General features: G+C 29.5%; 14 protein-coding genes. All 14 read left to right on the top strand.

From position 1 onward, the window contains the following. The coding region (locus SOR77_RS05020) for an NAD(P)H-dependent glycerol-3-phosphate dehydrogenase (protein WP_320636081.1) at positions 1 to 839 on the top strand (839 nt) is incomplete at its 5' end. Positions 840 to 853: 14 nt separating this feature from the next. Beyond that, complete coding sequence (locus tag SOR77_RS05015; protein ID WP_320636080.1) at positions 854 to 2104, top strand: HlyD family efflux transporter periplasmic adaptor subunit; 1251 nt, start codon at positions 854 to 856, stop codon at positions 2102 to 2104. Between the two features lie 12 nt (positions 2105 to 2116). Continuing rightward, the gene (locus tag SOR77_RS05010; protein WP_320636079.1) at positions 2117 to 2800 is read left to right on the top strand and encodes a YggS family pyridoxal phosphate-dependent enzyme; all 684 of its coding nucleotides are present in this window, start codon (positions 2117 to 2119) and stop codon (positions 2798 to 2800) included. Positions 2801 to 2803: 3 nt separating this feature from the next. Further along, a complete protein-coding gene (locus tag SOR77_RS05005; RefSeq protein WP_004823088.1) occupies positions 2804 to 3241 on the top strand; it encodes a cell division protein SepF in 438 nt (145 codons plus the stop codon). Further along, the gene (locus SOR77_RS05000) at positions 3235 to 4002 is read left to right on the top strand and encodes an RNA-binding protein (RefSeq protein WP_320636078.1); all 768 of its coding nucleotides are present in this window, start codon (positions 3235 to 3237) and stop codon (positions 4000 to 4002) included. Before SOR77_RS05005 ends, SOR77_RS05000 begins: the two co-directional genes overlap by 7 nt. A gap of 7 nt (positions 4003 to 4009) precedes the next feature. After that, positions 4010 to 4480: a signal peptidase II gene (gene lspA / locus SOR77_RS04995; RefSeq protein WP_320636077.1), complete on the top strand. Its 471-nt coding sequence runs from the start codon at positions 4010 to 4012 to the stop codon at positions 4478 to 4480. Then, on the top strand, positions 4473 to 5363 hold the full coding sequence (locus SOR77_RS04990) for an RluA family pseudouridine synthase (protein ID WP_320636076.1): 891 nt from the start codon (positions 4473 to 4475) through the stop codon (positions 5361 to 5363). The genes lspA and SOR77_RS04990 overlap by 8 nt, the downstream gene beginning before the upstream one ends. After that, positions 5360 to 5869 carry a bifunctional pyr operon transcriptional regulator/uracil phosphoribosyltransferase PyrR gene (gene pyrR / locus SOR77_RS04985; protein ID WP_320636075.1) on the top strand — a complete coding sequence of 170 codons (510 nt, stop codon included), beginning with the start codon at positions 5360 to 5362 and terminating at the stop codon, positions 5867 to 5869. The genes SOR77_RS04990 and pyrR overlap by 4 nt, the downstream gene beginning before the upstream one ends. 80 nt (positions 5870 to 5949) lie before the next feature. Then, entirely contained in the window at positions 5950 to 7332 is a 1383-nt protein-coding gene (locus tag SOR77_RS04980; protein WP_320636074.1) for an NAD(P)/FAD-dependent oxidoreductase, read from the top strand. A 62-nt stretch (positions 7333 to 7394) separates the two neighbouring features. Beyond that, a complete protein-coding gene (gene rbsD, locus SOR77_RS04975) occupies positions 7395 to 7790 on the top strand; it encodes a D-ribose pyranase (protein ID WP_320636073.1) in 396 nt (131 codons plus the stop codon). Then, the gene (locus SOR77_RS04970; RefSeq protein WP_320636072.1) at positions 7790 to 9268 is read left to right on the top strand and encodes a sugar ABC transporter ATP-binding protein; all 1479 of its coding nucleotides are present in this window, start codon (positions 7790 to 7792) and stop codon (positions 9266 to 9268) included. The genes rbsD and SOR77_RS04970 overlap by 1 nt, the downstream gene beginning before the upstream one ends. Before the next feature lie 9 nt (positions 9269 to 9277). After that, positions 9278 to 10216, top strand: coding sequence for a ribose ABC transporter permease (rbsC, locus tag SOR77_RS04965; protein WP_320636071.1), 939 nt, complete (start codon positions 9278 to 9280; stop codon positions 10214 to 10216). A 14-nt stretch (positions 10217 to 10230) separates the two neighbouring features. Beyond that, positions 10231 to 11154 (top strand): ribose ABC transporter substrate-binding protein RbsB, encoded by a 924-nt coding sequence (rbsB, locus tag SOR77_RS04960; protein ID WP_320636070.1) that lies wholly within the window; start codon positions 10231 to 10233, stop codon positions 11152 to 11154. A gap of 55 nt (positions 11155 to 11209) precedes the next feature. Beyond that, the gene (gene rbsK / locus SOR77_RS04955; RefSeq protein ID WP_320636069.1) at positions 11210 to 12136 is read left to right on the top strand and encodes a ribokinase; all 927 of its coding nucleotides are present in this window, start codon (positions 11210 to 11212) and stop codon (positions 12134 to 12136) included. Positions 12137 to 12142: the final 6 nt, after the last annotated feature.

Raw genomic sequence — 12142 nt, 5'->3', positions numbered from 1 at the left:
TAGGGTTAAAGGCACAAGATGATATTGTTAAATGTATAGACTCTTGTGAGATGATAGTTATGGCTGTTCCAACTCAAAAATTTAGAGAAGTAGCTAAAAGTATAAAAGATATAGCTGATGGCAAATTAATTGTCAATCTATCTAAAGGATTAGAACTTAATACACTTGATAGAGTAAGTGAAATAAGTAGTGAAGTATTGCCAAATTCAAACTTTGTTTCATTATCGGGCCCATCGCATGCAGAAGAAGTTGGAAGAGAAATACCTACTGCTATAGTTGCTGCTTCAAATGATTATGATTCAAGTAAAGTAGTTCAAGAAGCATTTGCAACAGATACATTTAGAGTTTATACGAATAATGATTTAGTGGGTGTTGAAATCGGTGGAGCTCTAAAGAATATAATTGCTCTAGCCGCTGGAATGAGTGATGGGTTAGGTTATGGGGATAATACTACTGCTGCTTTAGCGACTAGAGGAATTTATGAAATGAGTAAACTCGGTATGAAATTAGGTGCCAACCCTCAAACATTTAATGGCCTTTCAGGTATAGGAGATTTAATTGTAACATGTACTTCAATACATTCTCGTAATAGGAGAGCTGGTATTCTCATAGGGCAAGGTCTATCCTCTGAAGAAGCGTCTCAAAAAGTTGGACAAGTAGTTGAAGGTATTAAAACCACAAAATCAGCTTATGACTTAGCTAGCAAGTATGGCGTTAATATGCCTATTACAGAAAAGCTTTATGAAGTAATATATAATAATAAAGACCCTAGAGAAGCAGTAGTAGAATTAATGACTAGAGGCTATAAACAAGAAATAGAAGAAATATTTTTTGAATAGCGAGAAGGGGTATTTTGAAAGTTCAGTTTTTAAAAAAGAAAAAATATTTTATTAGAAGATTAATAAGCAGCATATTCGTTTTGATTTTCTTTATTCTAGCATTTCGAGCTATAAATGGTAGAATGTATAAAGATTATAAAACAGATTTTGCTACTTTAAAAACATACGAAAAGAAAGTTCCTGTTATAGGATTTAATATTTTAAATGAGAAAGTATATACAGCTAAAAACAGTGGTATATGTGTATACAATGCAAGTGAAGGTGAAAAAGTACCTGTAGGTTATGAAATAGCAAGTTTAAATATGATGGATGATACTTCAGATTTAAATGATGAACTTATAAAAGTAAATTCTGCACTAAGCTATAAGTCTAAAAATCATGTAGAATATAGTTCTGAAAAATCAATCCCTTCTATAGAAAAAATACAAAACTTTTTAAAGGATGAAAATTTTATTGAGGCTATACATTCGGTAGATGGATTGGACTTATACTCAAATAATAATCTGAATATAAGTGAACTTTCAGAGCTTATAAACTTATCAGTTGATGAGTTGAAAGATAAAAAAGAAAAACTTCAAAATAAAATTTCTGAAAGTAATTATACTTACTCAGCTGATTTTTCTTCTATAGTATCTTTTAAAATTGATGGTTTGGAAAAGTATTATACTATTGAAGATTTAAGTGAATATACTTACGGATATTTAAATTCACACAAAAATATTAGCAGATTTAAAACTAAAGTTGAGGTTAATAAGGGTGATAATTTATACAAGCTTATAAATAATTTAAATTATAAAATAGCTTTACAAGTAGATGATATAAAAAAACTTGATTCTAAAGAAATTGGGGACAATTTGAAATTTAGGAATGAAGATATTTCACTAGAAGGTAAAATATCTATGATAAACAAATCTAAAAATGGAGCAGTTGTAATAGTTGATATGTCTCAAAATTTTTACAATGTCTATCAAGATAGAATAAAACCTTATGATATAATTCTTCAAAACGAAGATTGTCTAGAGATACCAAAGTCAGCGATTATTAAAAGAAAAGGTGAATTTGGTGTATTTGTGCAAGAAATTCATGGTTTAGTTAAGTTTGTACCTATAAAAGTGGTTGTTCCTTTTGAAGATTATTCTTATATTTCTACAGGTGACAAAAATTCAGTTATAAAACTTAAAGATAAATCAGTTAAAACTGTTACTTTAAATGATAAAATAGTATTAAATCCAAAACAGGTTGAAGAATCTAAGATTTTAAATTAAGGAAGTGTTGATATGTCTATAAAATCAAACATGGAAAGTTTAATTGAAGAAATTAAAATTTTAGAAAAGAATTCTATAAGTGGCGAAAAAGTAAATTTAATAGCTGTTTCTAAAACACGTAATATAGATGAAATTTTAGAAGCTATTAGTGGAGGTGCTATAGAGTTTGGTGAAAATAAAGTACAAGAATTAAGAGAAAAAATTGAATTTTTACCTGAACAAAATTTCCATATGATTGGCAATTTACAAACAAATAAGGTAAAATATATCTATGATAAAGTTAGGTTGATACAGTCTCTTGATAGGGTAAACTTGTTGGAAGAAATTGATAAGAGAGCAAAGAGCTCAGATATGATTGTGAACTGCCTTATAGAAGTTAATATAGCTGGAGAAACACAAAAAGGTGGGGTAGCTTATGATGAAGTTAGAAGTTTTTTGGAGACATGCTTAGACTATAAAAATGTTAGTATTCAAGGTTTAATGACGGTTGCTCCAGATACTGATGATGAAGAATTACTTAGAAATTGTTTTAAGAGAATGTTTAAACTAAGAGAAGAAATAAAAAATAATTATTCCGAAGTTAAAATGGATATTTTATCTATGGGAATGAGCCAAGATTATAGATTAGCCATAGAAGAAGGTTCGAATATGGTTAGAGTTGGCAGTAAAATTTTTGGAAAGAGAATTTGGAGGTAACGTATGTCAGAAATTATGGATAAAATGAAAAAAGTTTTTGGGTTTTCAGAAGAATATGATTATGAAGATTATGAGGAAAATTTTCCCGAAGAAAGAAATATAGAAGATGTTCCAATTAGAACTACTAAAAGGAAATCAGACAGTGGAGTGTTGAGTTTAAATGCTTCTAATATGATAATTTCAGTACATGAACCTCTATCTTATGACGAATCCCCTAATATTGTTGATGATTTAAGAGCTGATAAATCAGTAGTTCTTAATTTTGAACAATTAGATTTAGAAGTTAAGAGAAAAATATTTGATTTTGTAAGTGGAGCCCTATATGCAATGGATGGGAAAATACAAAAAGTGAATAAAGATATTTTTGTATTAGCTCCCAAAAATGTTGAGATTGATGGCTTAAAAGAAGAGCTTAAAAATAGTGGAATGTTTCCTTGGTAAAAATAAATAAGGATAAATTATTTTTACACATTCCGGATGATAAATTAATAGTAGTAAAAAAAGTAGTAGATAAGATTGAGATTGTTTTAAATAAGCACGAAATTTTATCTACTGATTTTTTGAGCCCTTATGAAGTTGAACTATCAAAATCTATTTTAAACAGATATGATGTAAGTTATCTAATAGATGGTGGATACACTCAAGCTGAGAGAAATATTATATATATTTTTCCAAAGTATTTATATGAAATAGATAAAGATAAAATTTTGTATATTTCGCTAAACAAAGTAGAAAATATACAACACAAAGATGTACTGGGTTCGATTTTAGGTTTAGGAATTGATAGAAGTAAAGTTGGAGATATTATTATTGGTAGTAATAATATCTTTATATTTGTTAAAGCTGAACAATACAACTTTTTAAGATTTAATCTAAAAAAAATAGGCAAACATACCATATTTTTTAGTGATGATAAATTTGAATATCAAGAAACAACTTATGTAGAAAATAAGTTTATAGTTTCTTCTCTTAGATTAGATACTATATTGAGTTCAGTTTTAAAAATTTCAAGATCTAAGGTTGAAATGTTAATAAAGTCAGGTAGAGTTCAAGTTAACTTTAAACCTGAGATAAAAACTTCTATTCAATTAAAAGAAGGGGATATTTTATCGGTTCGTGGACGTGGAAGAATAGTTTTTGAAAAAATAGAAAATACTACTAAAAAGAATAATTTTGTAATACTTATTAAGTTTCCTAAGTGAGGTAAAAATGGCAGTTATTTTATTTTCAATGCTACTTATAGTAATTGATCAGTTAAGTAAATATTTGGTTGTTTTAAATTTAAAAGATAAACCCCCTATGGTAATAATTGATAAATATTTAAACTTTTATTATCTGGAAAATAGAGGTGCAGCTTTTGGGATGTTACAAAACAAAAGTTGGCTATTTACTATAGTTACTGTAGTTGTGCTTATTGTTCTTTTAAATGTTTTGTTTAAAGATTATAAGAAAAACACTAAGATGTTGAATTTATCAATAGGCCTTATATTAGGTGGTAGTATAGGTAATTTTATAGATAGAATTCGTTTAGGATACGTCGTAGATTTTATTTCCACTAATATTTTTGGATACGAGTTTGCAGTATTTAATTTGGCTGATTCATTTATTGTTGTTGGAACTATAATTCTTCTAATTATGGTCATATTATTTGATAATCCAGGGAAAAAGAGAAATGTATAAGAATAAATTTATTTCAAATTCAGAAAATAAAAGATTAGATTTATTTTTAAATGAAAATCTTGAATTATCTAGAAGCCAAATAAAAAAACTGATAGATGATGGAAGTATATTGGTTAATTCTAAACGAGAAAAAGCAGGCTATAAATTAAGAATAAATGATGTAATAGATGTAGAGTACAATAATGAAATCGAATTAGTTCCACAAGATATTGACTTTAAAGTTTTATACGAAGATAAAGATATAGCTATTATATGCAAACCACAAGGATTGGTTGTGCATCCTGGTGCTGGAAATTATGACAATACGCTAGTTAATGGATTGTTGTATAAATTTGATTGTTTAGCTGATACAGGAGATTCTTTAAGGCCAGGAATTGTGCACAGATTAGATAAAGATACCAGTGGCCTTATGATAATAGCTAAAAGTCAACTGGCTTATTCTAATTTAATTACTATGTTTCAAAATAGAAAAATAAATAAAATGTATTGGGCTATTGTAGAGGGTAAAGTACTTGAAGATGGCATTATAGATAAACCAATAGGAAGAGATGTAAAAAATAGAATTAAGTTTTCTGTTACAGAACACAATTCTAAAGAAGCACTAACTTACTATAATCCAATTAAAGTTTTTGAAAATCATACATTTTTAAATGTAAAGATAGCTACTGGAAGAACACATCAAATTAGGGTACATATGAATTATATAAATCATCCTGTTTTGGGAGACCCTTTGTACGGACGAAAAAATAAATATAAAATTGAAAAGCAAATGTTGCATGCTTATAAGTTGGAATTTATACATCCCATTACAAATGAAAGTATGATTTTTGAAGATAGTATTCCAATAAGATTTGAAAAGTTTATGAAGAGGGCGGACATATGAAAAATATTATTCTAGACGAGATTGCTATAAAACGTGCTATTTCAAGAATTTCAAATGAAATATTAGAGAGAAGTGAAGAACCTGATAATTTAATATTATTGGGCATAGTAAGCAGAGGTGAAGATATAGCTAAAAGAATATCTTTAAAAATTAAAGAAATTGAAGATATAAATGTTCCCGTTTATGCTATAAATCCCATTAATTTTAGAGACGATAGAGAAAATTCCAGAGAATTGGATTTAGATATTGAAATTGATGGTAAGACAGTAATATTAATCGACGATGTAATCTACACTGGTAGAACCGTCAGAGCTGCGCTAGATGCTATTTTATCAATAGGAAGGCCTAGAGCTATAAAATTAGTTGCATTAGTTGATAGGGGACACAGAGAATTACCAATAAGACCTGATTTTGTAGGGAAAAATTTACCTACAGCTAGAAGAGAAAAGGTAATCGTTGAAATATCAGAAGTTGATGGGCAAGATAAAGTTTATATTGAATCTTAGACTTAAGATACTCATCTGATAAAATTTTTAATCTGAATATAATAAATTTATTATATAAAATAATACTTTTGGAGGTATGAATGAGAGAAGTTGATGTTGTAATAGTAGGTTCAGGTGCAAGTGGAGTATTTGCAGCATATGAGTTTACAAAGTTAGACACTGATTTAAAAGTCATTATGATAGATAAAGGTAACCCTATACAAAGAAGAAATTGCCCTATAAAGACTGGAAAAGTTGAAAATTGTATTGGCTGTGAACCATGTAATATAATGAATGGATATGGTGGAGCGGGAACTTTATCAGATGGAAAATATAACATTACCACAAACTTTGGCGGTGATATGCATAAATTTGTAGGTAGAGAAAAAGCTATCGAACTTATGGAATATGTTGACAGTGTACTTTGCGAATTTGATGGAGCAGAGTCTAAATTATATTCAACTGCATCTTCTGACTTAAAAACAACGGCTTTAAGACATGACTTACATTTATTAGATGCTAGAGTTAGACATTTTGGAACAGATAGAAATGTTAAAATTTTAGAGAAAATGTATAACTATTCTAAAGATAAAGTAGAAATGCTGTTCAACACAACTGCTTTAGATGTTGAGTATATTGAATCTGAAAAAAAATATATAGTTACAACAAATAAAAATGAAAGTTTTAAATGCAAAAATTTAGTTTTAGCATCTGGAAGATCTGGCTCTAAATGGGTTTCTCAAGTTTGTGGTAAATTTGGCATAACTTGTGAGTCAAATCAAGTTGACATAGGAGTTAGAGTTGAGCTTCCAGCAGAAGTTTTCAAGCATATAACAGATGATGTGTACGAAAGTAAAATTGTGTATCAAGCAAAGGCATATAATGAGTTAGTTAGAACTTTCTGTATGAACCCATATGGTCAAGTTGTAGCAGAAAACACAAGTGGTATAATAACTGTTAATGGACATGCTTATGCAGACCCTAAATTACAGAGCCAAAATACTAACTTTGCATTATTAGTTGCAAATAAATTTACAGAACCTTTTAAAGAATCCAATGAATATGGTGAATCTATTGCAAAACTGTCTAATATGCTAGGTGGTGGAGTATTATTGCAAAGATTTGGAGATTTGGTTAAAGGAAGAAGATCTAATAAAGAAAGAATGGAAAAGTGTTTTACTGTACCAACTTTAAAGGCTACTCCGGGAGATTTATCTTTAGTTATTCCTAAAAGACAACTTGATTCTATAATAGAAATGATATATGCATTAGATAAAATAGCTCCAGGTACAGCTAATGATGACACATTACTTTATGGGGTTGAAGTTAAATTTTATAATTCAAAAATCGATGTTGATTCAAATTTCCAAACTATAAAAGAAGGACTATATGTAGTTGGGGATGGTGGCGGAGCTACACATTCTCTATCTCAAGCATCAGCTTGTGGAGTTTATGTGGCAAGATACTTAAATAATTTAAATTGATAGCTATTCAAAAGAATAGCTGAGTAAAAATGGTATCGATTTCAAATAAGAGGTGAAATATTTTGAAAAAAGATAAAATCCTAAATAGTGAACTATCTTATACTATCGCTATGTTAGGGCATACACAAACTATTGTAATCGGAGACTGTGGACTACCAATTCCAGAAAATGTTAAGCGAATAGATTTAGCTGTAGTTGCTAAAATCCCAAGCTTTGAACAGGTACTTGATGCGATATTAAGTGAAATGTGTGTAGAAAAATTCATACTAGCTGAAGAAATAAAAGAAAGCAACAAAGAAATAAATGATTATGTTTTTTCTAAACTTGGAGATTTAGAAATGGATTATGTATGTCATGAAAAATTTAAAGAACTTACAAAAGATGCTATATGTATAGTTAGAACAGGTGATATACGACCATATTCAAACATAATATTGCAGAGCGGAGTGTTTTTCTAATGAATAAAATAATATTGAAACTAGAAAATATATCTAAAAGTTTCCCAGGAGTCAAAGCTTTGAACAAAGTGAATTTAAATATTTATAAAAATGAGGCTATGGCACTTTTGGGAGAAAATGGCGCTGGAAAATCTACTTTAATAAAAATTCTATCCGGAATCTATAAAAAAGATGAGGGAAATATTTATATAGATGATGAGTTAGTTGATATAAATAGTGTAAATGATTCACAAAAATATAATATAGCAGTTATACATCAAGAATTGAATTTAATACCTAACTTAACAGTTGCAGAAAATATATTTTTAGGAAGAGAGCCTAAAAATGGAATTTTTATTGATAAGAAAAAGATGTACTCTGAATCTAAAGAAATTTTGAATAGATTAGGAGTTAATATTTCTGAAAGAGAATATATTTCAAATTTATCAATTGCTTCTCAGCAGATGGTTGAAATTGCCAAGGCACTTTCTGTTAATGCAAGAATTATAATTATGGATGAACCTACTGATGCATTAACGGATAAAGAAGTGGAAGTTTTATTTAATGTCATTTCAGAGTTAAAAAAACAAAATAAATCTATCATATATATTTCTCATCGTCTTACAGAAATTTTTGAAGTTTGTGAAAAGATAACTGTTTTAAGAGATGGTAAATTTATTGCGGAAGAATCGATAGATAATCTAGATGAGAATAAAATTATAAATCTAATGGTTGGCAGAGAAATTAAAGAACAATTTCCATATATTCCAATTCAAGGAGAAGATGAAATACTAAAAGTAGAAAACTTGACTAATGAATATATTAAAAATATTTCTTTTAACTTAAAGGGTGGAGAAGTCCTAGGCATAGCAGGTTTAGTTGGTGCAGGAAGAAGTGAATTGGCGAAAACTCTATATGGTTTTTATGGTACAGAAAAAGGAAATGTGTCATTAGAAAATAAAATTTTAAACTTAAAAAATACAAGTGATGCTATAAAGCAAGGTATTACTTATGTATCTGAAGATAGAAAAAAAGATGGACTTATTCTTCCTATGAATATTTCTGAAAATATCACTATAAGTTCTTTAGAAAAAATAAGTTCTCTGTTTAAAATTTCTAAGAAAAAAGAAATTGATGTTTCAAACGAATTCGTAAAAAAAATGAATATAAAAACTCCATCATTAAATCAAAAAATTAAGAATTTATCTGGTGGAAATCAGCAAAAAGTTTCTATTGCCAAAGGTCTTATGAATAAGACAAAAGTTTTAATCTTAGATGAACCTACTCGAGGGGTAGATGTTGGAGCTAAAACAGAGATTTATGAAATAATAAATTCATTAAAAAAAGAAAAAGTTGGGATCATAATGATATCTTCAGAAATGCCGGAGTTGTTGGGTATGAGTGATAGAATTATGGTAATGCATGATGGCATTAAAAAGGGTGAATTAAAAAGAGAAGAGGCAAACCAAGAAGCTATCATGAGTATGATTTTATCATAGGGGGTAAAAATGAATAAGACAAAAGATTTTTTAAGTAAATTTAGACCTATTATACTTTTAATTTTATTTTCGGTAATTATTACTACATTAAGACCTAATTTTATATCTCCAAATAATTTACTGAATGTATTAAGACAAACTTCTATAAATGCAATAATTGCAGCAGGTATGACTTTTGTAATTTTAACTGGTGGAATTGACTTGTCTGTTGGTTCAATTTTAGCTTTTAGTTCAGCTATTGGAGCTTATATTTTAGTCAGTGGCTACGGTGTGACAGCAGCAGTTTTGATTTGTTTATTCATAGGTATTTTAGCAGGTGGACTAAATGGTGTTATTATAACTAAAGGAAAAGCTCAACCATTTATAGCTACCTTGGCAACTATGACATTATTAAAAGGAGCTACTCTTGTATTTACTCAGGGAAAGCCGATATCTGTTTTAAAGGTTGAAAATTTAAATGCTTTTAGAATGATAGGTGCCGGCTCAATATTTGGTATTCCTACACCAGTTTATATAATGGGAATAGTATTTATTGTATGTTATTTTATATTGAATAACACCAAGACAGGTAGATATGTATATGCAATTGGGGGAAATGAAGAAGCTTCAAAATTGTCAGGATTAAATACAGATATTGTAAAAATTAAATCTTATATAATCAATGGACTATTTGCTGCTATGGCAGGATTAATTTTAACTTCAAGGCTTGTTTCAGCTCAACCTAATGCAGGTGATGGATATGAATTAGATGCCATTGCTGCAGTTGTGCTTGGAGGTACTTCACTTGCTGGTGGACAAGGTAGTATTCTTGGAACTATATTTGGCGCACTAATCATAGGGATACTAAATAATTCACTTAATCTGATGAATGTATCATCTTATTATCAGATGGTTGTACGTGCTATTGTAATACTCTTAGCAGTATTATTAGATAGAAAAAACAAATAATTAGGAGGTAATGTATGAACAAAAAAATCATTGCAATGCTAATGTGTGCTTTAATAGTTGCAACATTATTAGCAGGATGTACTGGAGGCAAAAATGCTTCTGACAAAAAAGATGACGCAGCAAAAGACAGCAAGACTATAGGTGTAGTTGTATCCACACTACAAAACCCATTCTTCGTAGATTTAAAAACTGGTGCTGAAGAAAAAGCTAAAGAATTAGACGTAGAAATAATAGCTTTAGATTCTCAAGATGACCCGGCGAAAGAACTTTCAAATGTAGAAGATTTAATTACTAAGAACGTAGATGTACTTTTGGTTAATCCTACAGACTCTGATGCGGTTGCAGCAGCTGTTATGAAAGCTAATGAAGCTGGCATTCCAGTAATAACATTAGATAGAGCTTCTAATGGTGGAGAAGTTGTAAGTCACATAGCTTCTGATAATATCGCCGGTGGTAAAATGGCAGGAGAACACATAATCAAACTTCTTGAGGGAAAAGGTAATGTTGTAGAATTAGAAGGTATTCCAGGATCCAGCTCAGCAAGAGAAAGAGGCCAAGGATTTAATGAAGCTATTGAAGGTTCAGAATTAACAGTAGTTGCTAAACAAACAGCAAACTATGATAGAACTGAAGGGCTTTCTGTAATGGAAAATATACTACAAGCTAACTCTGATATAAAAGCAGTATTTGCGCATAATGATGAAATGGCTTTAGGAGCTCTTGAAGCAATTAAAACAAGTGGAAAAGATATCAAAGTAGTTGGTTTTGATGCTACTGATGATGCGGTTAAATCTGTTGAAGCCGGAGAATTAGCAGCTACAATTGCTCAACAACCTAAAGATATAGGTTCTCTTGGAATAGAAACAGCTGTTAAAGTTATAAATGGAGAAACTGTTGAAAAATCTATTCCTGTAGAATTAAGATTAGTAGTAAAATAAAAATAAAAATAAAGAGGAATGGTTAATCCACTCCTCTTTTTGAGTAGGTGATAATTTGAGAGAAAAAGTAATGGTATTTGGTAGTTTTGTTGTTGATTTAATGTCAAGGGCAGATCGTCTTCCAAGGCCCGGTGAAACTGTAAGAGGTAATGAATTTAATATTGGACCTGGTGGTAAAGGCTTTAATCAAGCTGTGGCATCACATAAATCAGGAGCTGATATTGTGACTGTTACAAAAATTGGTAATGATACTTTTGGCAAAATAGCATTTGATATTGCAAATGAAATTGGTATGAATTCTAAAGGATTTATAATTTCTGAAGAAGATTCAACTGGCTCAGCATTAATATGTGTAGATGAATTAACTGCTGAAAATCAAATATTAATAGTTCCTGGTGCTTGTAATACAATAAAAAAAGAAGAAATTGATTCTTTAGATGAATTATTAGATGACATATCGTATTTATTAATTCAATATGAAGTTAATCAAGATGCAAATGAATACATTATAAAGAAAGCTATTGAAAAGGGAGTAAAAATTATTTTAAATCCGGCTCCCTATCAAAAAGTAAATGATGAATTTTTATCTGATATAAATATAATCACACCTAATGAGACAGAAGTTGAAGGACTAACAGATGTTAAAGTAGTAGATTTAGAAACTGCAAGACATGCTAAAGACGTATTACTTTCAAAAGGTATTGAAAATGTTGTTATAACTCTTGGAGCAAATGGTTCTTATGTATATTCTAATGGTGAAGATTCACTTATACCTTCTTATAAAATAAATGCAATTGATACAACGGGAGCTGGTGATGCATTTAATGGCGGACTTTTAACCGCCTTATCTGAAGGAAAAAGTTTGTTTGATGCAGCTAAATTTGCAACGGCTGTTTCTGCTTTATCGGTACAGAAAAAAGGAACGGCAATTTCTATGCCTACAAGAAAAGAAATTGATTTATTCATAGAAAAAAACAAATAATTTTAA

Origin of the sequence: Peptoniphilus sp., from assembly GCF_034090345.1 — a bacterium.
Taxonomy (GTDB): Bacteria; Bacillota; Clostridia; order Tissierellales; family Peptoniphilaceae; genus Peptoniphilus.
This window is presented reverse-complemented; position numbering and strand designations above follow the sequence as displayed.